Source organism: Govania unica, assembly GCF_027920805.1.
Lineage (GTDB): Bacteria > Pseudomonadota > Alphaproteobacteria > Sphingomonadales > Govanellaceae > Govanella > Govanella unica.
In genome coordinates this window covers 564,528-585,802 of the sequence record NZ_JANWOI010000001.1, presented here as the reverse complement: position 1 = coordinate 585,802, position 21,275 = coordinate 564,528, and the positions used below count along the sequence as shown (strand labels likewise).

Sequence of the window (21,275 nt, the reverse complement as noted above, 5' to 3'; positions counted from 1 at the left end):
CTTATGCGACATCTGAGCGCTTGTAAAAGACGGCTGCTGGCTGGACCAGAAATCATCCGGCTTTCATCACAAAACCTGGTCTCTCCGCGTTTTTATGTGAAAGGAGACCAACATGGAAACTGGGAACAACAACCAGGACGTTTCTATAAAAGCGGTCCAAGCAGCTATTTGCCAAGAGAAAGATATCTCTCCGTTTCTTGACGAAATTTGTAAAAATCCGGAAACATTATTCGAAAAACTCACTGCCCTTCTTGAATACACGGTTAATAAAAGAGATGTTTCCAATGCTCAGCTCATTCTGAGCTATCTGAACCAATATTTTCATAACTGTATTGAGACCAACAGGTCTGCATTTCTCCTCCCGTTATCATGGCAAATAAATAAAATTGAAGCCTACCTTGTGACCTACGATTGGTCTTTTGCCTTTGGATTCCTCGCGGGACCAACGTTTGAGGACCGCCCAAAGAAGTGGCCCAATTTCAATGGACCATATATCGACCCTATTTATAAACTCTGTGAAAATTCTGGAATTCTCTATAAAGACTACATCATGTACGACCATGTTTTCTTTCAGGTCTTAAAATTACATCAGTCTCTTATTTTAATAGAGTCTGTAATCCCAACACCCCATCGTCTCACCAATCAGATTTCAGAAGATCTGGAGAATTACCTGAAACTATTCGCAGACATGCTATCTGAGATGGAGGGAGACAAAGAAATTCACTACCAGATGGTGAATTCCTGCATACATAAGATCAAAAATTTCAAAGAAAAAGTTAAAGTTCCCTCCCTCTACAATCTGAGCCTTATGACAATTCTTCGCGATGCGTATGAAAATAATGATTACAGCGATCTCGCAGAATATTTAAATGCTGCGACGCCCTACCCCATAGAAATATTTTTTTGCATGTTATTGAGCAGCCCGAACCCGCCGAACCTGTTAGCGCTCAATGTCTGGATAGCAGCCTATCACCACACACGCCCAAACCCAGAAGAGTTCTCAGGGTTAATTAATGCGATGTGGAGTGTCTGCTTCCCTGACACGGAATACCCTTTCTCTCGATATCCCCATTAAACCACGCCCACTGAGTAAAGCGCCGTCCGAGGAGGGCGCTTTACTTTCACTGTCATGAAACTGCTGCGCCGCTATAGGAGGCCCGCATCGTCGTCACACCCCCTGCCCAGATCCTGAGCTACCATAAACTTTCCGAGAACCCCTGGGCCTTCCATAATTTCATCCGGAAGATTTGGCAAACCTGCTTCTCCGGCGAAACATACCCAAGCAAGGCCTTTCCCCAGTAAAACACCCCCAGACGAAAAAGGCGCCGCCAGAGGGCGACGCCTTTTCTTAATCGTCTAACAATAGGCTTTATTTTAGCGCTGCGCAGGCGCGCTTGATGCGGGTGCAGGCTTCGACCAGTTCGGTCTCCGACGTTGCATAGGAGATGCGGAAATGCGGGCTCAGGCCGAAGGCTTCGCCATGCACAACCGCCACACCTTCGGCTTCGAGCAGGTAACCGGCCACGTCGAGATCTGACGTCAGGACGTCACCATTCGGTGTGGTCTTGCCAATCAGACCAGCGCAGCTTGGGTAGACATAGAATGCACCAGCCGGGGTCGGGCACTCAAGGCCCGGGGTGTCATTCAGCATTTTCACCACGAGGTCGCGGCGGCCCTGGAACGACTTGGCGCGGTCTTTCATGAACTCCTGCGGACCGGTCAGGGCGGCGACGGTGGCCGCCTGGCTGATCGAGCAGGGATTCGAGGTCGACTGCGACTGAATGGTGCCGATCGCTTTGATGAGCTGCTTCGGACCACCGGCAAAACCGATGCGCCAGCCGGTCATGGCATAGGCCTTGGCCACGCCATTCATGGTCAGGGTGCGGTCAAACAATTTCGGTTCGACCTGGGCCACGGTCTGGAAGGTCGCGCCGTCATAAAGGATATGCTCGTAAATATCGTCGGCCAGCACCCAGACATGGGGATGCTTCAAAAGCACATCGGTCAGCGCCTTCAGTTCATCCCGGCTGTAGGCCGCGCCCGACGGGTTCGACGGCGAATTGAGGATGACCCATTTGGTGTTTGGCGTGATGGCGCGGTCAAGCGCCTCCGGCGTCATCTTGAAGCCAGTGGCCATGGAGGTTTCGACGAACACCGGGGTGCCGCCTGCAAGCAGGGTCATGTCCGGATAGGACACCCAGTAAGGCGTCGGGATCACAACTTCATCGCCCGCATTCAGCGTCGCCATGAAGGCGTTATAAATGGTGTGCTTGCCACCTGCGTTCACGGTCACCTGATCGCGCGTATACTCAAGCCCGTTGTCGCGTTTGAACTTCAGGATGACCGCGTCCTTGACGGCGGCGGTGCCATCGACCGGAGTGTATTTGGTATCGCCCTTGCGAATGGCCTCTATCGCGGCGTCTTTCACAAAATCCGGGGTATCGAAATCAGGCTCGCCAGCGCCGAGGCTGATAATATCCCGGCCCTGCGCCTTGAGTTCAGCCACTTTGCCGGTAAGGGCAACGGTCGGCGACGGCTTGATACGCGACAAAGCATCCGAGATAAAACCCACGGTGACGATCCTCCTGAACGAAAAGGCGGGCTAGCCGCCAGAAAAACGGCTGAACCCTACGCCTCCCGGTCATATCTGGCAAGGGACTCTCGCGAGAATTATGCCCAAGGACTTGAAGATCAGAGCATGCTGATCATCAAACCAACGACGGCAAGCGGCGCCAAGAAGCGAACTACCAACTGCCACAGCAGAAACAGCGGCTTGCTGAGTTTGACTTCGGTCTCGGTCCCTTTTTTATTGACTGCCCAGCCGACAAAGAGCGCAATCAACAACGCATTGATCGGCAACAGGAAATTGGCAATACCGAAATCAAGAATGTCGAACACCGTCTTGCTGGCCAACGGGGCGAACCAGGCGAAGGGATGGAAATCCTTCAAGGTGCTGAAGGACAACAGCGACGGCAGACTGACAGCAAAGATCCCAGAGCCCGCGAGGATCGAGGCCTTGACCCGGGTCAGCCCCAGTTTATCGCGGATCCAGGCCACAACCGGCTCAAGCATCCCAACCGAGGTGGTGAAAGCGCCAAGGGCGATGAGGCTGAAGAACAGCACGCTGATGATGCGGCCACCCGGCATCTGACCGAAGGCGACGGGGAGCGTGACGAAAATCAGGTTCGGGCCCTCGCCCGGGGTGAGGCCATAAGCAAACACCGCCGGGAAGATGGCCAGACCGGCCAGAATGCCGACAATCACCACCATTGCGCAAATGCTGAAAGCCGTACGCGGCAGGGAACCGCCCTCAGGCAGGTAGGAACTGTAGGTGATCATCAGACCGACACCGATTGCCGTCGCGAACAGAGCCTGCCCAAGCGCGGCCAGCACGGCTTCCGGCGTCAGCGCCGAAAAATCGGGACGCAGCAGGAAAACAAGCGTCTCCGTCATATCAAAGGTGACGATGTTATAGCCCGCAAGTCCGATCAGGATCGCAAACAGCGCAACCATCTTGATGCGCGAAATCCATTCAATGCCTTTTTGCACGCCCCGTGCCACCACAAACACCACAGTGGCGATGAACAGGAACTGGGTCAGACCGGCACGCACCGGCGAGGCCATCAATTCGGCAAAGGTATCATGGGACCCCTGGGTCGAAATACCGGTGAAACCCTGCATGATCGACAGCCGAGCATAATCCGTGCCCCAGCCCGCCACCACGCTGTAATAGCTGAGCCCGAAGAACGGCACGATGATGCTGAACCAGCCGATGGCTTTCCAGACCTTGGACGCCTTTTCGGACTTGATCAGCGCGTTGACGCTGGCGACCGCGCTGCCATGCCCACGTCGACCGATGGTCATTTCGGCAATCATCAGCGGCATGGCCAAAACCATGATAAAAAACAGATAAAGCAGAATGAACGCGCCGCCGCCATTGGCCCCGGCTACATAGGGAAAGCGCCACAGGGTGCCAAGCCCGATGGCCGCCGCCGCCGCCGCATAGAGAAAGCTGAACGAAGAACTCCAGACGTCACGCGAAGGCGTGGTGGCGGCACCAGCGGTCAAAGTCATCTCCCATTACATGAAAACAAATGTATTATTATATATTTTAACTAATTATTTTAAGCATAAAGAAAACCCGCACGCAAGGGTTTGCGTCCAGGTTGTTCCAAGCCTCGCACCGGCCCAGAGCAGATGCAAGCGCCCATCGTTATGCTATCCTGTTTTTCAGGAGCAGGGAGACGGACATGGCGCGTCACATCACTATTATCCAGGGCCATCCTGACGCCGAGGGCGGCCATCTCTGCCACACGCTCGCCGATAGTTATGCCGATGCCGCTGTGGCCGCCGGACATGAGGTGCGGCGCATCGATGTGGCCCTCATCGAATTTCCCATCCTGCGCAGTCAAGCCGATTATCAGAGCCAACACGCCCCGCCCAACCTCGGCGAGGCCCAGGAGGATATCCTGTGGGCCGATCATCTGGTGCTTGTGTTTCCGCTCTGGCTCGGGTCATTGCCGGCGCTGTTCAAGGCTTTTCTGGAACAGGTGCTGCGGCCGGGCTTCGCCTTTGCCTATGACCGCAACAACATCCCCAAGCGCTTGCTACATGGCCGCTCGGCCCGGGTGGTGGTCACCATGGGCATGCCGGCCTGGGCTTACCGCTGGTATTTCCGCAGCCATGCGCTCAGGGCGCTTGAACATAACATCCTGCGCTTTGTCGGCATCAAACCGGTGCGCACCATGCTCTGCGGGCTGGTGGAAAGCGCCAGCGACCGCACCTTCCGCGGCTGGATCAAGGATATGGCCAAACATGGGACGCGGGGGGACTGAAGCGTTTAGGGTGCGGCTTCGTGCTTCGAGACGGAACGGTGGTGAGGAAGACAGCTGGATGGCCGGGTCAAGCCCGGCCATGACAATTTTTTATAATTCCCCGTCAGGCCGAACAGGGCAATTTTTCATAATTCCCCATCATGGGCGGGCATGACTATTACCCGTAGTTCCCCTGTCATGGCCGGGCTTGACCCGGCCATCCATGGTTCAGCCAATAACGTCGCTGGCGATTTCGCTACGGTAAGACAGACATAATGCGGGGAAACAGCCCCTATCCCTCGTAACGCGAATGGGGGTTGCCGATAACGGCGAGAAATTCGCGACGGGTTTTTTCATCCGCGCGGAAAGCACCCAGCATTTTACTTGTGACCATGGTCACGCCCTTTTTATGGACGCCGCGCGTGGTCATGCATTGATGGGCCGCCTCGATCACCACGGCGACACCTTTGGGGCGCAGCACGGTCTGGATGGCGTGAGCAATCTGGGCCGTCATTTTTTCCTGCACCTGCAAGCGCTTGGCGTAGGTTTCCACGACCCGGGCAAGCTTGGAAATGCCAACCACCCGGTGATCCGGCAAGTAGCCCACATGGGCCCGGCCGATGATCGGGGCGAGATGATGCTCGCAATGGCTTTCAAAGGTGATGTCACGGAGGACGACCATTTCGTCATAGCCCTCGACTTCCTCGAACGTGCGCTGGAGATAGTCTTCGGGGTCCTGGCCATAGCCCTTGAACCATTCCTCGAACGCGCGGGCGACACGGGCCGGAGTATCGAGCAAACCTTCCCGCGACGGATCATCGCCCGCCCAACGCAACAGAGTGCGAACGGCGTCTTCGGCTTCAAGGCGGCTGGGTTTGGCGGATGGAGCGCCGATGAGGTCAGGGCGCGGCTTCGCGGGGGTATCGATACCCATGCTAGAGACTCCTTTTATCGGTCGAGACCGGATCGCTTCATGCCCGGATTGCTTAATGCCCGGATCTCTTAATGTAGAGACCGACGGTCATGCGGACTGTCTAGTGAAAACGCCGGAATCTCGACATCGAAAAACGCGCCATCCGGCGTCGTCATTTGATAGCTGCCGCTCATGATCCCGGACGGGGTCGCAAGCGGGGCACCACTTGTATATTCATAGGCTTCGCCGGGGGCAATAACCGGTTGCTCCCCGACCACGCCATCGCCACGCACTTCCTGAACCCGGCCGGCGGCGTCGGTGATACGCCAATAGCGGCTTTTAAGGGTGACCACCTCGGCCCCCAGATTCTCGATCTGCACATGATAGGCCCAGACATAGCGCTGCTCGTCCGGAGCCGACTTCTCCTCGAGGAAGAAGGGCTCGACCGAAACCTGAATGTGATGCGTCGTCGACGTATACATGCCTGCCCGCTTTCGTTCGATCTTCGCCACACCAGTCTCCCTATTGTGCCGGGCTCTGGCCCTGTTTGTAAAGTCAGGGGGTCGATTACCCTTTCAGCCCGACTTTCCGGAGTGCCTGCCCGAGATCCTCAATAAGATCATCCGGATGTTCGAGACCCACCGACAACCGCAACATGCCCTCGGTAATTCCGAGTTCCAACCGCGCAGCTTCCGTCAGTCCCTGATGGGTGGTGCTGGCTGGATGAGTCATCAGGCTTTTAGAGTCACCGATATTGTTAGAAATATCAATGATTTCCATAGCATTCAACAAAGCGAAGGCCTGCTCGCGGCCGCCCGGGACCGTTACGGTCAGAATCGTGCCGCCGACTCCCTGCATCTGCCTCATAGCCAGCTCATGCTGGTCAAAGTCCTTGCGCGAGGGGTAGCGCACGTTCAAAAGACCCGTCTGATCGGCCAAATAATCGGCAACCTTGGCCGCGTTTTCGCACATGCGATCAAACCGCAGGGTCAGGGTCTCAAGCCCCTTCAGCATGATCCAGGCATGGAACGGGCTTAGGGTCGGGCCGGTGTTGCGCAGGAACGGCAACAACGGATCATTGATAAAAGCCGACGATCCAAGCACAACGCCGCCAAGACAACGCCCCTGGCCATCAATATGCTTGGTGGTCGAATAAACCACCACATCGGCCCCGTATTCAAGCGGCCGTTGCAACAGCGGCGTTGCGAATACATTGTCCACCACCACCTTGGCCCCGGCGGCATGAGCAATATCGGCGACCGCCTGAAGATCGACAATATCGAGCGTGGGATTGGCCGGGGTCTCAAGCAGAAACACTTTGGTATTCGGCTTGACCGCGCCCGCCCAGGCCGAGATATCGCGCCCATCCACCAGCGTCGTTTCGATGCCGTAACGGGGCAGCAGATTTTCCACCAGCCAGCGGCACGAGCCAAAGAGGGCGCGGGCCGAAACCACATGATCCCCGGCTCGCAGCTGACAGAGAAGCGCCGCCGTCACCGCCGCCATACCGCTTGCGGTGGCGCGGGCATCCTCGGCCCCTTCAAGCAAGGCCATGCGTTCCTCGAACATGGCCACCGACGGATTGCGCAAGCGGCTGTAAGTATAGCCGTCCTGCTCGCCCTTGAAGCGCGCCGCCGCGTCCTCGGCCTGTTCATAGGCATAACCCGAGGTCATGAAGATGGCTTCGCTCGTCTCGTCGAAGTCGCTGCGGAGCGTACCGCCCCGCACCATGCGGGTCTCAAGACGCCAGTTCAGGGTCTTGCTGCGATCGAAACCTGTTTTGCGCTTCATGAGCCTGGGCTTTCGTAGGAACGGCAAAAAATAAACACGCCGGAACATGCTGTTTTATGCCGCTTTGAATAGGCAGTTGCAGCCTTGAGGTCAAGGTTTAGCACATCTTATTGGCTCATAATCAATTCCCCGCTTTTCAGTCGCCATCAGTCTTGCTATGAGTGAGCCCATTGCGGGTGTAGCTCAATGGTAGAGCAGAAGCTTCCCAAGCTTAAGACGAGGGTTCGATTCCCTTCACCCGCTCCAATCTCCCAAGCTTTTTCCGGTATTTGCAGAATGGCCCGTGGCTCCCTATCTTGAGGGAGAGAACCCACGAAGGATGCTAAAGCATGACCGATGACGACCTAACCGCCCTTGACGCTGAATTTGAAGCCACCGTGCGGGCAACCATTGCCGCATTGCCGGAGCCGCTTGCGTCGGCCTGCAAGGATGTGGTGGTTATGATTCTTGATTTCGCGGACGATGACACGCTCAACGAGATGGAGATTGACGATCCTTATGATTTGCTCGGGCTTTATCGCGGGGTCAGTCTGGATCAGAGGTCCATCAACGATATCGCCCGCGAGCCGGACATGGTGTTCCTCTATCGCCTGCCTATCTTCGATTATGCCGAGGAAACCGGGGAGGCACTTGAAGACGTGGTGCGTCACGTGACCATCCATGAAATCGGCCATCATTTCGGCTTCAGTGACGAGACCATGGAAGCCATCGAAGCCGAGAGCACAACAGTGCATTGAATTACGCCCGGAAAGCACAGTAAAGTGCCCCAACAATAAAATTCAAAGTCTCGGTCGAGTGGGAAGTTTCTAGTATGGGCCAGTTGGTCAGCCGGTTGAAATGGCTTGTGGTGAGTTTGGGAGGGGCCGGGGCCCTTGGCTATCTTGCCTTCCATCGTGGGGAAAGCATCAATGCGGTGTGGATTCTGGCGGCCGCGGTCTGTGTCTATCTTATTGCCTATCGCTTTTATTCGCTGTTTATCGCCAAAAGCGTGCTCAAGCTTGACCCGAAGCGGGAAACTCCGGCGCATCGTCTGAATGACGGGCTCGATTATGTGCCGACCCATAAATATGTGCTGTTCGGCCATCATTTCGCGGCCATCGCCGGAGCCGGACCGCTTGTGGGTCCTATTCTTGCGGCGCAGATGGGCTATTTGCCGGGTACGCTGTGGATTCTGGCCGGGGTCGTGTTCGCGGGTGCTGTGCAGGATATGCTGGTCCTGACCTTTTCGGTGCGCCGCGACGGGCGCTCGCTTGGCGAGATGATCCGCTCGGAAATGGGCAACACGGCAGGGGTCGTGGCTCAGCTGGGCATTTTGCTGATCATGGTGATTTTGCTGGCCGTACTCGCCCTTGTGGTGGTCAAGGCGCTGGCCCATAGCCCCTGGGGCGTGTTCACCGTGGCGGCGACCATTCCGATTGCGCTCTTCATGGGGCTTTATGCCCGTTATGTGCGGCCGGGGCGGGTTGGCGAGGTGTCGCTTCTTGGGCTGGTGCTGCTGTTTGCCGCGCTCGTCTATGGCGGCCGGGTGGCGGCGGATCCGATGCTTGCACCCTATTTCACCCTGAGCGGCGAAACACTGGCGCTGGCGCTCATCGGCTATGGCTTTGTCGCTTCAGTCATTCCGGTCTGGCTGTTGCTGGCGCCGCGGGATTATCTGTCGACCTTCCTCAAGATCGGCACCATCCTCGGGCTGGCTATCGGCATTGTCTTTGAAATGCCGGAGCTGAAAATGCCCGCCATCACGCCTTTCATCGATGGCACCGGGCCGGTGTTTGCCGGGGCCTTGTTCCCGTTCCTGTTCATCACCATCGCCTGCGGGGCGGTATCAGGCTTTCATGCTCTGGTATCATCAGGCACCACACCAAAAATGCTGGAGAACGAGACACAGGCGCGGTTCATCGGTTATGGCGCCATGCTGACCGAAAGCTTTGTCGCCATCATGGCCCTGATTGCCGCCTCGGTCCTGGAGCCCGGGGTTTATTTCGCCATGAACAGCCCGGCCGCGCTCATTGGCACCTCACCCGAAAGCGCTGCCGCCGTTGTCAGTTCCTGGGGCTTTCTCATCACCCCGCTTGATCTTGAGACCATCGCCCGGCAGGTTGGCGAGACCAGCATCCTGTCGCGCACCGGCGGCGCGCCGACACTTGCGGTCGGCATGGCCCATATCATGTCGAGCGCTTTGGGCAGCGAGAAGCTGATGGCCTTCTGGTATCACTTCGCCATTCTGTTCGAGGCGCTGTTCATTCTCACCACGCTTGATGCCGGAACCCGGGTGGCGCGGTTCATGATACAGGATGCCGTCGGCATGGCCATCCCGGCGTTTCGGCGCACGCAATCCTGGACCGCCAATGTGATCGCCACCGGCATCGCGGTCAGCGCCTGGGGCTATATTCTCTATCAGGGCGTCATTGATCCCTTGGGCGGCATTAACAGTTTGTGGCCCTTGTTCGGGATCTCGAACCAGATGCTTGCCGCCATTGCGCTCACGCTCTGCACGGTTGTGCTGTTCCGGATGAAACAGCAGCGCTTTGCCCTGGTGACGCTGGTGCCCACGGTCTGGCTGCTGGTCTGCACGCTGTCGGCCGGGATGTTGAAAATCATGAGCAGCGATCCGGCCATCGGATTTTATGCCCATGCCGCCAAATTCAAGACCGCGATCGATGCCGGGACCCTGCTGGCTCCCGCCAAATCCATGGCGCAGATGGAGCAGATCCTGGTCAATGACTATGTGAACGGGGCGCTTTGTATCGCCTTCATGCTGGTGGTGGTGGCCATGGCGGGCTTTGGCATAAGGCGCGCCATGGAGGCTTATGTGGCGACCCATCCGACGGTTCGTGAAACCGCCGCCCACGAAGGGAGCCGGGCATGAGAAGGCGGCTCGGAGTTTTCCTGACCGGGGTGCGGCGGACGCTGCATCTCATGGTCGGCATGCCGGATTATGATATTTATGTGGCGCATCTGAAAGCGAAGCACCCGGAGCAACCGATCCCCGACCGCAAAACCTTTGCCCGCGACTGCGTCAAACGGCGCTATGAAGGCAATGGTCAGCCGAACCGGTGTTGTTGACACACCAGCTGTCATTGCCGGGCTTGACCCGGCAATCCATCTTGGCCCCACTGTGCCGGTTGAACCATGGATACGCGGGTCAAGCCCGCATATGACACTATGATTTAGAGATCACATCATCGGGGCCCAGATCGCCTACCGAGGTCTTACCCATGAGCGCCAGCGAGCGTTCGAGTTCGGCCCGCATGAGCATCAGCACCCGGTCGACCCCGGCCTTGCCGCCTGCCGCGAGGCCATAGAGATAGGGCCTGCCGAAGGAACAGGCATTGGCCCCGAGCGCCAGCGCCTTCAACACATGGGTGCCGCGCCGCACTCCGCCGTCGACGATGAGTTCTAACTGATCGCCGACCGCGTCGCGGATCGGACGGATGCAATCGACCGGGGCCGGGGCGCTGTCGAGCTGGCGGCCGCCATGGTTCGAAATCATGATGGCGGAGGCACCGATTTCAACCGCGCGTTTGGCGTCGGCCGGGCTTTGCAGGCCCTTGATCACAAACGGCCCGCCCCATTCACGGGCGAGCCAGGCGGCATCATCCCAGGTGACGCTGCGGTCGAACTGGCTGTTCACATAATCCACGAGCCCCATGGACCCGCCGCCGAGTGCATCCACCCGATGGACCACATTGGCCAGCGCGAAATCAGGACTGCGCAGAAAATTCCAGGTCCAATGGGGGCTCATGGCGAAGCTCATAAGGCTACCGAGGGTGAAACGCGGCGGCATGGTCATCCCGGTGCGCTGGTCACGTTCGCGGTTCCCGGCCAGCATGGTATCGACCGTGAGACAGAGCGCGTCATAGCCCACCGCCTTGCAGCGAGTGACGAATTCTCGCGTCAGCTCGCGGTCCTTCAGGATATAGATCTGAAACATTTTCGGACCCGTGGTCGCCCGCGCCACATCCTCAAGGCTGGTGGTGCCGACGGTCGACAGCGAATAGAGGATCCCGGCGTCAGCCGCGGCGCGGGCCACCGCCAGTTCCTTTTCATGATGGAACAGACGCGTCATGCCGGTCGGCGACAGAAAAAACGGCATGGCCATCTCGACACCGAGGACCTTGGTCCGGAGATCGACCTTGGAAATGTCCCGCAGGTAAGACGGCATCAATTGGTATTTTTCAAAAGCCGTCGTGTTGTTGCGCAGGGACCATTCATCGTCGGCCCCGCCATCAATGTAATGAAACAACGGTTTCGGCAGCCGCGCCTTAGCCGGTGCGCGAAAATCCATCAGATTCCAACAGCGGTCGATGCCCATGGTTTCCCCCTTTTTGCCTGAAGATATTTGTAGGGGACGGCGGGAGGGCTGACAAGCTGGGGGTGTGGAGGGATTCTGGATCCTGTCGCTTCGCTCAGGATGACCGCCCCATCCCACAGATTGTCATTCCGTCCCACACATTGTCATTGCCGGGCTTGACCCGGCAATCCATCTGGCCGCCGTTCCGTTGGTGGAACCATGGATTGCCGGGTCAAGCCCGGCAATGACAGTCTGTCTAAATAACCCCCCACATCCCAGCCACTCGAATTCCTGGCAAAATAGTTTATAACTGCGCGGTCATCTGTGAAAGCAACCGTTGTGCGCCAACGTTACCCCGCCCTTTGGCCCGTTTTGATTCTGCTGCTTGCCATGTGCTCGATTCAGGGCGGGGCGGCCTTGGCCAAAAGTTTGTTTCCGGTGCTGACACCGGCGGGGACGGCCGGGATACGCGTGTTGTTTTCGGCCATTATTCTTTGCAGCATCTTTCGCCCCTGGCGTCATCCGCTGCCACGTCGGGCCATCCGGCCGCTGGTGATTTACGGGCTGTCGCTTGGCGGCATGAACCTGATGTTCTATATGGCGATCGAGACCATTCCGCTGGGCATCGGGGTGGCGCTTGAGTTCGCCGGGCCTTTGACGCTCGCCGTCCTGACCTCGCGCGGGCGGCTTGATATTCTGTGGGCCGCGCTGGCCGCACTCGGCATCTATCTCGTGCTGCCCCATGGCGGCGGTGGCGAGACGCTTGATCCCGTGGGCATTGCGCTCGCCCTTGGGGCCGGGCTTATGTGGGCGCTTTATATCGTGTTCGGCCAGAAGCTCAGCGCCGATCTGCCCGAACAAAGCGCTGTCGCCCTCGGTATGCTGTTCGCCGTGATCTCCACCCTGCCCTTTGCACTTTTGCTGAGCGACGGCGCCATATTCACTCTGTCGGTTCTGCCGCTGGCCATCGCGGTGGCGATTTTTTCAAGCGCGCTTCCCTATGTGCTTGAAATGCTGGCGCTCAAACGCCTGCCGGTGCCGGTGTTCAGCACCCTTATGAGCATGGAGCCGGCGATCGCGACCCTGTCCGGCCTGTTGTTTCTTGGCGAATATCTGAGCCCCATACAAATGCTGGCCATCCTCTGCGTGATCGGCGCGTCGCTTGGCAGTTCCCTGAGCGCCCGGGCAGGGGTCATGTCCGAAAACCGCCAGTCCGAGGATAAAAAGGGGCTATAATGCCCTCATGATGACCTTAACCGCAGACAATATCCGGGACATTATCGAGCGCCGCGACCCGCGTTATGACGGGCGGTTTTATTTTGGCGTCTCCACCACCCGCATCTATTGCCGGCCGATCTGCTCGGCCCGGCCCAAGCCCGAAAATATCCGCATATTCCGCAGCCCCACCGAAGCCGAGATCGCCGGATTCCGCCCCTGCCTGCGTTGCCGCCCCGACGCCACCCCGGGCACCACGCTGTTCGACGGCACGGTGACGAGTGTCACCCGCGCGCTCAGGCTGATTGATGAAAGTGGGGACGAGAGCCTCGATGTAGCCAGCCTTGCCGAGCGGCTTGGCATGACGGACCGCCATCTGAGGCGGCTGTTCGACAGCCATCTTGGGGCGTCTCCCATTGAGATTCTGACCAGCAAGCGCTTGCATCTGGCCCGGCAGCTGATTGAACAGACGGGCATGCCGGTGACCGGGATTGCCTTTGCCGTTGGCTTCCGTTCGGTCCGGCGTTTCAACGAGGCGTTCCGGGCGCTGTATCGAATGACGCCGTCCGAAATGCGCAAGGCCGGGGCGGTGGTGAGCGATGCGGATGGGTTGCGGCTCAGCCTGCCGGTCCGGGCACCCTATGACTGGGATATGCTCATGGCCTATTTCAGCCGCCATGAAACCTATGGTGTCGAACGCGTGCGGGACGGGAGCTATCAGCGCTTTCTGCCCACGGACCATGGCTATGCGACCCTGCATCTCCGTCATGACGCCAAAAAATCGGCGCTCATGGTGACCCTCCGCGATCTGCCGCTGACGCAGGTGAAAGCTGTTCTGAGCGCGCTGCGGCATATGTTCGACAGCGATCACAATCCTGCCCATCTGCCTTCGGCCTCCCCCATCAAACCTCTGGGCGTACGCTTGCCCGGGGCCTTTGACGGGTTTGAGACGGCGCTGTCGATCATTCTCGGCCAGCTGGTTTCGACCACCCAGGCCAAAAAGAAAACCGGCGATCTGGTGCGGCGCTTCGGGCGCAAACTGGGCGAGGATGCGGGCGGCGAGATTTTCGCTTTTCCCGGCCCCGCCGATCTTGTGGATCAGGAACTTGAAACCCTTGGCATGACGCGGGCGCGGGCCGATGCCATGCGCGGGCTGTCCCGGGCTGTCATGAGCGGAGACATCATGCTGTCGCCCGCCGCCGATCTTGCTGCAACACGAGCCAAAATCCTCGACCTGCGCGGGATTGGCCCCTGGACCACGGAAATGATCGCCATGCGCGTGCTTGGCGATCCCGATGCCTTCCCGAAAAACGATCTGGTGGTCGCCCGCGCGTTGCAACAAGCCAAGGTCGATGACAGCGCCTGGGCCACCGCCCGTGCCTATCTGACCCATTGCATCTGGCGCGATTATGCGACCCTGCCCAAGGAGACGCGATCATGACCCATTATTACCATAGCTGCCTGACCCCGGTCGGACGGCTTCATCTGATCAGCGACGAGCAACATCTGTCGGTGCTGGCCTTTGACAGCAACTGGCCGGTCCTGCGCAAGCATTACCCCGATGCGGTCACCGCCGAAACCGATGTGAGCCGTTTGACGGCGCGCGAACTGGAGGACTATTTTGCCGGAACAGGTCAACTGTTCACGGTGCCGCTTCGCCCGCGTGGCACGATGTTTCAGCTTCAAGTATGGGACGCGCTCAAGGCCATCCCTTATGGCACGACCGCGAGTTATGGCACGCAGGCGGCGCGCATCAAGCGCCCGACCGCAAGCCGCGCCGTCGGTCATGCCAATGGTCAGAACCCCATCAGCATTCTGGTTCCTTGCCATCGCGTGATCGGAGGCTCAGGCGCGCTCACCGGCTATGCTGGGGGACTGGCCGCGAAGCGCTTTCTGCTGGCCCATGAACAACAGGTTCTGGAAAAACTCACCAGCGCCGCGTGACCGACAGGCCGATCGTGCGCGGCGGTGCGCTGGTCACCGCCTGGCGCACGAACTCGCTTGAGATCACCGTGAACGGGGCCAGACTGTCGAAGACATTATTGACGTAGAGATAAGCGTCCCAATCGCTGCTTTCAAAACCGCCGCGCAGATTGACCAACATGAAATCGCCCTGCCGATCGTAATGACTGTCCGTCGGACGGAATTCCGTATGCGAGGGACCGATATAAGTGATGTCGCCCCGCAGAAAGGCAACCAGTTCCTGCTTGACCGGACGCAGATATTGGAGGCTCAGAGACGCGGAACACTCCGGTACATTCGGGATTGCATCCCCCTTCAGTCCGGGGGTGCGCATGGTGTCAAGAATCTGATCGCCCTGTAAACGAGCCGCGATGTAATTCGCGCTGGCGGTCAGCTCCACCCCCTCCGTGGGACGCAGGATCATTTCAAACTCAAGCCCGCGAATACGTGCGGTCCCGGTATTGCTGATGTAAATATAGGCGCTGTTCGCGGACCGCGCGGTGATCTGCATATTTTTCCAATTGATCCAATAGCCCGCAATATTGGCGATCAAACGATTGTCAAACCAACTGCTTTTCGCACCGATTTCATAATTCCACAGGCGGTCCGCTCCGTAAGGAGCCAGCGCACCGGGCAGGCCGATCACCTGATTGACGCCGCCGGGGCGGAACCCTTCCGACGCCTGCGCATAGATGAGCAGATCCTCCGTGGGTTTGTAACTGCCATGAAATTTAAAAATCCAGCCGTCCTCACCCGATTTAACCTTAGTCGGTGGCTTCACCACAGCCCCGAGCAAATCGAGCCCCCTGGTGGTCTCCCCGATAATGGATTTGCTATAATCGAAATAGCGCGTCCCCGCCGTCAGGGCGACCGTTTCCGTCAAAGCATAAGTCAGCTCTCCGAAAATAGCGGTCTGCTTCAGATCGTCGCGAATATCACGGCTGGTGGTGATCTGATCGTCACCAGAGCCCGGCTGACGCTGTCCCGTCAGCGGATCGACCTTATATTGACTGCTGACGATATGTGAGCGGCGGTTTTCTGCAAAAAGACCCAGCGTCCAATGCAAGGCTGCCTCATCATTCGAACTAAGGCGGAATTCATTGATCCAATTTCGGACGTCCTGAGGCTCATAGATCAGAACCGAGGGCAGGAAACTGCCCACATAAGCGGAAAATTCCTGCCGCGCCGCCATATCACAAGCAAGACCGTCATTCAGACGAGCGCAATTCTTGTCGGTATCAAGGGTACGCATGAACTGCGTGGTATCCACGGTGGCCGACATTTTTCGCACATAATAGGACGTGACCGCCGTCATTTTTATATGATCGAAGCTATGTTCAAAAGTCGCATTGGCAATCAGGTTGTCGTCGCGATAGGGCAGCCGAGCCTCCGACAGGCGATGATAGGCTCCGGCGTCTCGCGACCAGCGTCCTTCGTCATCGGCCACATCCCGTTGCCAATTGACCGACAGGATAAGGCTGCTCTGATCCGCTGGGAGCAAACGGGCCAGCAGACGCCCCCCCGTGGTCTCCTTGCGGTTAATATCCTTAATCCCGAGAAGCGGGTTATCTACATAACCCGCTTCATCACGCCAGTTGACCACCGCCCGCAGCGCGAGCTTATCGTCTACCACCGGCAGATTGACCATGCCGCTGCCCCAGACGCCCACTCCACCATGCCGGGTGCTCTGTAGTCCGCCGCTCACGAGCCCGAGGACCTCCGTCATATCCGGCTTGGCATAAATCAGACGGACCGTGCCGCCCATGGATCCGGCGCCATAAAGCGTCCCTTGCGGACCGCGCAGCACCTCCACCCGCTCCACATCGAAGAAACTGAAGTCCGGGGCAAAACTTCCGGAATCGCTGGTGGTTCCCGGCGAGCCCACGACCGGGGTCTCGTCATAATAAAGCCCGACCTGTGGTTCTCCGACGCTGAGGACGCCGCGCAACGACAACCGACGGCCACCGCCGCCATTGTGCATGATGGTCAGGCCGGGGATAACGCTGTGACGATCGGCCAGACTGTCGCTACCCACGCGACGCAAACTGGCCGCGGACAAAGCCATCATGCTGATCGGGGTATCCTGAAGTGATGTCACGCGCTTGAGTGCGGTCACCAGAATTTCTTCGGACGGCTGTGTCGCCTGCAGGAACAGGCTCGGCATGGTCCGTGCCGCCTGCGACACCGCCTGGTCAATGCCGCTTTGCGGTCTTGAGGCATAGGCGCTCGCGTCGGACAGCAGATAGATATTCACACCGAACGGTTCAACCTTGATCCCGCTGCCTTTCAACAGCCGGGTCAAGCCATCGACCGCCGTAAAGCGACCGAACAGAGTTGGGGCGGTAATGCGCGGCGGCAGTGTCTCATAAAGCAGGCTGATGCCGGCCTGTTCGGCGAAAGCCTTAAGCGCCGCCGGTAAATCCTGCGCCGGAATGTCATAGAACCGTTGAACCGTGGCCTGCCCATCCACGCGCTCGCCAGCCATGCGCACGGATGCACTGGCGGGAACCCCCATCATCATGATGATCAGCAACTGAGCGCATAATCGCAACAGCGCATATCCCGGTGGGAAAAATTTCACACCCCAAACACCAGACACGAGACCATAATACCGTTTAGCGCTTAAGGCGCAGATGTAAGGACAATCGTTTCGTCTGTGCGGCTTGCCACCTTGACCGGGAGTAAACGTTCGATCGATGGCACGAAGCGATCCAGATCGTGAATATTGAACACCGCATTCAAGGGCAACTTGCGGATACTGTCATCCCCGATGATAATGCGTTTGGTGGAATAGCGATTGACTTCAGTCACCGCCTCCTCAAGCGTGAAACCTGTGAGATCCAAGCTGCCCTGACGCCAGCTGGTCAGCCGCGCCACATCATCATGCTTCTTGGTGATGCCGGAGAAACTTGGATCGAGAAGCGCCGTTTCCTCAGGGTGAAGAATAACCGCTTCCTCACGTGTTCCCTCGGCTGTCTCAATGACATGGGCCACCTGGACCACGCCGCGCGTCACTGCCACACGTACCCGGCCATCTTCATAGCGCTGCACATCGAAGGCTGTCCCGAGCACACGCACCACAGCGCCGCCGCTGTCAACCACGAACGGACGGGACGGATCATAAGCCACGTCCATATGGATTTCGCCGCGGATCAGTTCGAGCCGGCGCAGCGGACCACTGAAATCAACCGCAATGGCCGAGTCGGTGTTCAAATAAAGGACCGACCGATCGGCCAGGGTCACCGTCCGCTGTTCGCCGACCGCCGTCTGGATGAAACGCGGTACCTCCGGCTGGACCGTCATTCTTTCGATCATATAAATGGCAAAAACAGCACAGAGCAGCCCGGCGGCAAGTGCCGGCAGACGCCAGCCAAGGGATCCGACCCATTGCATCAGCGATCGGCGCGACCGCATGGATTCAGGCGCGATGGCGCTCACAAGCGGATCCCCGGCCAGAGCGCCAAGCCCGGCCCAGATGCTTTCAATCTCGTAATAATTGCTGCGGTTTTCCGGATCCTGCGCCAACCAACGCGCAAACACGGCTTCGTCCGGCTCCGTCATGAGCGGGCCATGACGATAGAGCACCCATTCCGAGGCTGTCCTTTGCCCCCCGAGTGACGAATCCGTGGCGCGATTAAAATTCATGGGCCAGGCTCATTGAAAATGCCGCATACGAGCATGCAGAAGATCAAGAGCCGTGCGGATATAGGTATGCACTGTGCGCTCCGATACGTCCATATGAACGGCGATCTCACTATAGGTTTTCTTATGGAACCGATGAAGAATCAAAGCCGTCCGGAAACGTTCGTCCAATCCTTCCAACGCGTTCTTAAGCATATCCACCCGCTGCTGTCCATCAAGAATTCTTTCCGGGCTTGCCATGTTTCCGGCCAACTTGCTCTCGTCGATTGTATCGCAAGCAATAAGCGGGCGCACTTTTTGCCGCCGATAGTAATCCTTCAGTATATTGCCCGCAGTTGTGAACAGGAAACTCCGCAAGGAGCGGATCGCTTGAAAGCCGTCATAATCAGCCAGCCGCAAGTATGTTTCCTGCATCAGATCGGAAGCGTCTTCCTTGTCGCGCAGGTTGCGAACGAAATATCTTTGCAAACTGCCGCGGTATTCCTGATAGGCGGTTTTGAGAAACAGGCTGCGATCTTCGAACAGATCCGGGACCAGAGGCGTGGCCACCCCATCGGCAACACACCGCAGGCAGGAGCAAGCGTGGTCCGACTGATGCACTGCAAGACTTACGTCTTCATATTTGTTCATACTGGAACGTCCCCCCCTGAAGAGGCGTCGTGTGAACGATCTTATAGGCTTTCCGCTCTGTCAGCTTGAGCGTGTTTTTTTGCCCTGACCATCATCAAATTATCATCGTTCGTTCAGTATGGCCGAAAAAACTAGGTCGTAAATACAAATTTAGTATCATCGGCAACATATTGAAAAAACGAACTCTTTAAAACACGCAGACCCGGATTGAACTGGGATTATTTTTTCCGGTTTTCCTCAACCTTGCGTCTTAGTTCGTGGTGACCTGTTTTTCGCAAAGAGAGTTCACATCTGACCCGATCCAACCAGACGAAAAAACTGAAAGGGAGATTTGCATGCCAGCCCACCATAGCCGCGTGATTGCCCGCCCGCTGACACTGCCCGGCTCTTTGAGCTTGTTCTGTGCCGCCATGGCCCTGTCTGTCGCATTCGCCCCCATGACCAAAGCCGACGAGAGCGCAAAGATCAAGCGCCCCGCCATCACCTTCACCACCAATGACGCCTTCAGCGCCAAGGACATCCCGGCCTACAAGGGCCAGCACAAGGATGTTTACGCCTATATCAAAACCCATAAGGCCGAACATCTTGAAAATCTCCGCCGCTGGGTCCGTCAGCCGTCCATCAGCGCCCAGAACAATGGCGTCACGCAAATGGCCGAGCTGCTGCGCGACGACCTGAAGAAAATCGGCTTCAAGGAGGCTGAAGTGGTGCCGACCTCGGGCCATCCCGGGGTCTGGGGATTTTATGATGCCGGCGCGGCCAAGACGCTGGTCGTTTATATGATGTATGACGTCCAGCCGATCGAGGCCGAAGGCTGGAAGGTCAAGGCTTTTGACGGCGAACTGGTCGACAATGATCTCGGCAAAGTGTTGATGGCGCGTGGCGCGATCAACCAGAAGGGGCCGCAGCGCACGTTCCTCAATGCCGTCGAGGCGATCATCGCCGTCAACAAGAAACTGCCGGTGAACCTCATGGTGCTGGCTGAGGGCGAGGAGGAGCTTGGCTCCCCCCATTACCCCGAACTGATCGATAAATTCGCGGATCGGCTGAAGACGGCGTCCGGGGTGATTTTCCCCGCAAGCTCACAATCGCCTACAGGCGAAATCACCGTGACACTTGGGGTCAAGGGCGTGCTTTATCTTGAGCTTGAGGCTCATGGCGGCAAAAATGGCGGTCCGGCAAATGCCGAAATCCATAGCTCATGGAAAGCCATTTCGGATGCTCCGGCCTGGCGGCTCACTCAGGCTCTGGCCACCCTCACATCGGCCGATGGCAACACCATCACCGTGCCCGGTTATTATGACGGCATCCGCCAGCCAAACCTTGAGGAACAGCGCCTTGTCAATGGCATGCTCAAAGGCTGGGAAAGCAACGAACCTGCTTTGTTGAAAGGCTATGGCATGGAGCGCTGGATCGACGGCTGGCGCGGCCGCGACTCCCTCGCCCATTATCTTTTTGACACCACACTTAATATCGATGGCCTGACAAGCGGTTATGGCGGACCGGGCACCAAAACCATCCTGCCGCACAAAGCCGTGGCCAAGGTCGACAGCCGGCTCGTCCCCGGCCAGACGGCGGAAAGGGCCCGCGACCTGATCCGCAAACATCTTGACGACAAAGGGTTCACGGACATCGAAATCCGCACCCTGAGCGCCTACCCGGCCGCCCAGACCTCGGTCGAAGCACCGGTGGTGCGGGCTGCCATTGGGGCCTATAACAAAATCGGCGTGCCCGTGGACGTGTCACCACGCACCGCCGGAAGCGCCCCCTATTACGTCTTCACCGAAAAACTGAAGCTGCCAATGGTCATGACCGGGGTCGGTCATGGCTCCGGCGCCCATGCCCCCAATGAATATATTGTCATCGACCCGAAGCCGGGCTCGAAAATTGCCGGGCTTGAGCAGATGGAGAATTTCTACGTCGATCTGCTTTATGCCATCGCCGCAGGGAAATAAGGCGGCTTGCGCGTGAAGGGTAAGACTGGATCCTCCCTTTCGCGGGAATGACACAGAAG

18 protein-coding genes and 1 tRNA gene are annotated in these 21,275 nt (G+C 57.9%); 10 read left to right on the top strand and 9 right to left on the bottom strand.

What is annotated here, in order from left to right:
* Positions 1-112 precede the first annotated feature (112 nt).
* Entirely contained in the window at positions 113-1,075 is a 963-nt protein-coding gene (locus tag NYP16_RS02615) for a hypothetical protein (protein WP_274942555.1), read from the top strand.
* A 294-nt stretch (positions 1,076-1,369) separates the two neighbouring features.
* On the opposite strand, the gene NYP16_RS02610 is transcribed toward NYP16_RS02615, so the two are convergent.
* Entirely contained in the window at positions 1,370-2,572 is a 1,203-nt protein-coding gene (locus NYP16_RS02610) for a pyridoxal phosphate-dependent aminotransferase (protein ID WP_274942554.1), read from the bottom strand.
* Between the two features lie 119 nt (positions 2,573-2,691).
* A complete protein-coding gene (locus NYP16_RS02605) occupies positions 2,692-4,068 on the bottom strand; it encodes a sodium-dependent transporter (RefSeq protein WP_274942553.1) in 1,377 nt (458 codons plus the stop codon).
* 182 nt (positions 4,069-4,250) lie between these two features.
* Here NYP16_RS02605 and NYP16_RS02600 point away from each other — a divergent pair, with 182 nt between their 5' ends.
* Positions 4,251-4,835, top strand: a complete 585-nt coding sequence (locus tag NYP16_RS02600) for an NAD(P)H-dependent oxidoreductase (protein ID WP_274942552.1) — start codon at positions 4,251-4,253, stop codon at positions 4,833-4,835.
* A 271-nt stretch (positions 4,836-5,106) separates the two neighbouring features.
* On the opposite strand, the gene folE is transcribed toward NYP16_RS02600, so the two are convergent.
* From folE to metZ, 3 genes are all read right to left on the bottom strand, one after another.
* Positions 5,107-5,748 carry a GTP cyclohydrolase I FolE gene (folE, locus tag NYP16_RS02595; RefSeq protein ID WP_274942551.1) on the bottom strand — a complete coding sequence of 214 codons (642 nt, stop codon included), beginning with the start codon at positions 5,746-5,748 and terminating at the stop codon, positions 5,107-5,109.
* 68 nt (positions 5,749-5,816) lie between these two features.
* The gene (gene apaG / locus NYP16_RS02590) at positions 5,817-6,209 is read right to left on the bottom strand and encodes a Co2+/Mg2+ efflux protein ApaG (protein WP_279347137.1); all 393 of its coding nucleotides are present in this window, start codon (positions 6,207-6,209) and stop codon (positions 5,817-5,819) included.
* Positions 6,210-6,294: 85 nt separating this feature from the next.
* Positions 6,295-7,518, bottom strand: a complete 1,224-nt coding sequence (gene metZ, locus NYP16_RS02585; RefSeq protein ID WP_274942549.1) for an O-succinylhomoserine sulfhydrylase — start codon at positions 7,516-7,518, stop codon at positions 6,295-6,297.
* A gap of 172 nt (positions 7,519-7,690) precedes the next feature.
* On the opposite strand from metZ, the gene NYP16_RS02580 reads away from it, so the two are divergent.
* From NYP16_RS02580 to NYP16_RS02565, 4 genes are all read left to right on the top strand, one after another.
* A tRNA-Gly gene (locus NYP16_RS02580) sits at positions 7,691-7,764 on the top strand.
* Positions 7,765-7,847: 83 nt separating this feature from the next.
* Positions 7,848-8,255, top strand: a complete 408-nt coding sequence (locus NYP16_RS02575) for a metallopeptidase family protein (RefSeq protein WP_274942548.1) — start codon at positions 7,848-7,850, stop codon at positions 8,253-8,255.
* A gap of 74 nt (positions 8,256-8,329) precedes the next feature.
* Positions 8,330-10,387, top strand: coding sequence for a carbon starvation CstA family protein (locus tag NYP16_RS02570; RefSeq protein WP_274942547.1), 2,058 nt, complete (start codon positions 8,330-8,332; stop codon positions 10,385-10,387).
* Positions 10,384-10,584 carry a YbdD/YjiX family protein gene (locus tag NYP16_RS02565; protein ID WP_274942546.1) on the top strand — a complete coding sequence of 67 codons (201 nt, stop codon included), beginning with the start codon at positions 10,384-10,386 and terminating at the stop codon, positions 10,582-10,584. The genes NYP16_RS02570 and NYP16_RS02565 overlap by 4 nt, the downstream gene beginning before the upstream one ends.
* A gap of 97 nt (positions 10,585-10,681) precedes the next feature.
* Here the strand turns inward: NYP16_RS02565 and NYP16_RS02560 are convergent, their stop codons facing one another.
* Positions 10,682-11,833: an alpha-hydroxy acid oxidase gene (locus NYP16_RS02560; RefSeq protein WP_274942545.1), complete on the bottom strand. Its 1,152-nt coding sequence runs from the start codon at positions 11,831-11,833 to the stop codon at positions 10,682-10,684.
* 369 nt (positions 11,834-12,202) lie between these two features.
* Here NYP16_RS02560 and NYP16_RS02555 point away from each other — a divergent pair, with 369 nt between their 5' ends.
* Genes NYP16_RS02555 through NYP16_RS02545 form a run of 3 tightly spaced genes read left to right on the top strand, consistent with a single transcriptional unit; the run spans position 12,203 to position 14,971 of the window.
* Positions 12,203-13,048, top strand: coding sequence for an EamA family transporter (locus NYP16_RS02555; protein ID WP_346742455.1), 846 nt, complete (start codon positions 12,203-12,205; stop codon positions 13,046-13,048).
* A 7-nt stretch (positions 13,049-13,055) separates the two neighbouring features.
* A complete protein-coding gene (locus NYP16_RS02550) occupies positions 13,056-14,468 on the top strand; it encodes a DNA-3-methyladenine glycosylase 2 family protein (RefSeq protein ID WP_274942543.1) in 1,413 nt (470 codons plus the stop codon).
* Positions 14,465-14,971, top strand: a complete 507-nt coding sequence (locus NYP16_RS02545) for a methylated-DNA--[protein]-cysteine S-methyltransferase (RefSeq protein ID WP_274942542.1) — start codon at positions 14,465-14,467, stop codon at positions 14,969-14,971. The genes NYP16_RS02550 and NYP16_RS02545 overlap by 4 nt, the downstream gene beginning before the upstream one ends.
* Here the strand turns inward: NYP16_RS02545 and NYP16_RS02540 are convergent.
* From NYP16_RS02540 to NYP16_RS02530, 3 genes are read right to left on the bottom strand one after another with little or no spacing between them, the layout of a single operon-like run.
* Entirely contained in the window at positions 14,955-17,570 is a 2,616-nt protein-coding gene (locus tag NYP16_RS02540; RefSeq protein WP_274942541.1) for a TonB-dependent receptor, read from the bottom strand. The two genes, NYP16_RS02545 and NYP16_RS02540, sit on opposite strands and share 17 nt — an antisense overlap.
* 41 nt (positions 17,571-17,611) lie before the next feature.
* Complete coding sequence (locus NYP16_RS02535; protein WP_274942540.1) at positions 17,612-18,634, bottom strand: FecR family protein; 1,023 nt, start codon at positions 18,632-18,634, stop codon at positions 17,612-17,614.
* Between the two features lie 9 nt (positions 18,635-18,643).
* Positions 18,644-19,261 carry an RNA polymerase sigma factor gene (locus NYP16_RS02530; RefSeq protein WP_274942539.1) on the bottom strand — a complete coding sequence of 206 codons (618 nt, stop codon included), beginning with the start codon at positions 19,259-19,261 and terminating at the stop codon, positions 18,644-18,646.
* Positions 19,262-19,596: 335 nt separating this feature from the next.
* Between NYP16_RS02530 and NYP16_RS02525 the strand changes: the two genes are divergently transcribed.
* The gene (locus tag NYP16_RS02525) at positions 19,597-21,216 is read left to right on the top strand and encodes a M20/M25/M40 family metallo-hydrolase (RefSeq protein WP_274942538.1); all 1,620 of its coding nucleotides are present in this window, start codon (positions 19,597-19,599) and stop codon (positions 21,214-21,216) included.
* Positions 21,217-21,275: the final 59 nt, after the last annotated feature.

What these genes read in the sequence shown, in the direction of transcription:
- NYP16_RS02615 (WP_274942555.1), top strand. Translation starts at nt 113, where the DNA reads ATGGAAACTGGGAACAACAACCAGGACGTTTCTATAAAAGCGGTCCAA.
- NYP16_RS02600 (WP_274942552.1), top strand. Translation starts at nt 4,251, where the DNA reads ATGGCGCGTCACATCACTATTATCCAGGGCCATCCTGACGCCGAGGGC.
- folE (WP_274942551.1), bottom strand. Translation starts at nt 5,748, where the DNA reads ATGGGTATCGATACCCCCGCGAAGCCGCGCCCTGACCTCATCGGCGCT.
- apaG (WP_279347137.1), bottom strand. Translation starts at nt 6,209, where the DNA reads ATGTATACGTCGACGACGCATCACATTCAGGTTTCGGTCGAGCCCTTC.
- metZ (WP_274942549.1), bottom strand. Translation starts at nt 7,518, where the DNA reads ATGAAGCGCAAAACAGGTTTCGATCGCAGCAAGACCCTGAACTGGCGT.
- NYP16_RS02575 (WP_274942548.1), top strand. Translation starts at nt 7,848, where the DNA reads ATGACCGATGACGACCTAACCGCCCTTGACGCTGAATTTGAAGCCACC.
- NYP16_RS02570 (WP_274942547.1), top strand. Translation starts at nt 8,330, where the DNA reads ATGGGCCAGTTGGTCAGCCGGTTGAAATGGCTTGTGGTGAGTTTGGGA.
- NYP16_RS02565 (WP_274942546.1), top strand. Translation starts at nt 10,384, where the DNA reads ATGAGAAGGCGGCTCGGAGTTTTCCTGACCGGGGTGCGGCGGACGCTG.
- NYP16_RS02560 (WP_274942545.1), bottom strand. Translation starts at nt 11,833, where the DNA reads ATGGGCATCGACCGCTGTTGGAATCTGATGGATTTTCGCGCACCGGCT.
- NYP16_RS02555 (WP_346742455.1), top strand. Translation starts at nt 12,203, where the DNA reads ATGTGCTCGATTCAGGGCGGGGCGGCCTTGGCCAAAAGTTTGTTTCCG.
- NYP16_RS02550 (WP_274942543.1), top strand. Translation starts at nt 13,056, where the DNA reads ATGATGACCTTAACCGCAGACAATATCCGGGACATTATCGAGCGCCGC.
- NYP16_RS02545 (WP_274942542.1), top strand. Translation starts at nt 14,465, where the DNA reads ATGACCCATTATTACCATAGCTGCCTGACCCCGGTCGGACGGCTTCAT.
- NYP16_RS02535 (WP_274942540.1), bottom strand. Translation starts at nt 18,634, where the DNA reads ATGAATTTTAATCGCGCCACGGATTCGTCACTCGGGGGGCAAAGGACA.
- NYP16_RS02530 (WP_274942539.1), bottom strand. Translation starts at nt 19,261, where the DNA reads ATGAACAAATATGAAGACGTAAGTCTTGCAGTGCATCAGTCGGACCAC.
- NYP16_RS02525 (WP_274942538.1), top strand. Translation starts at nt 19,597, where the DNA reads ATGCCAGCCCACCATAGCCGCGTGATTGCCCGCCCGCTGACACTGCCC.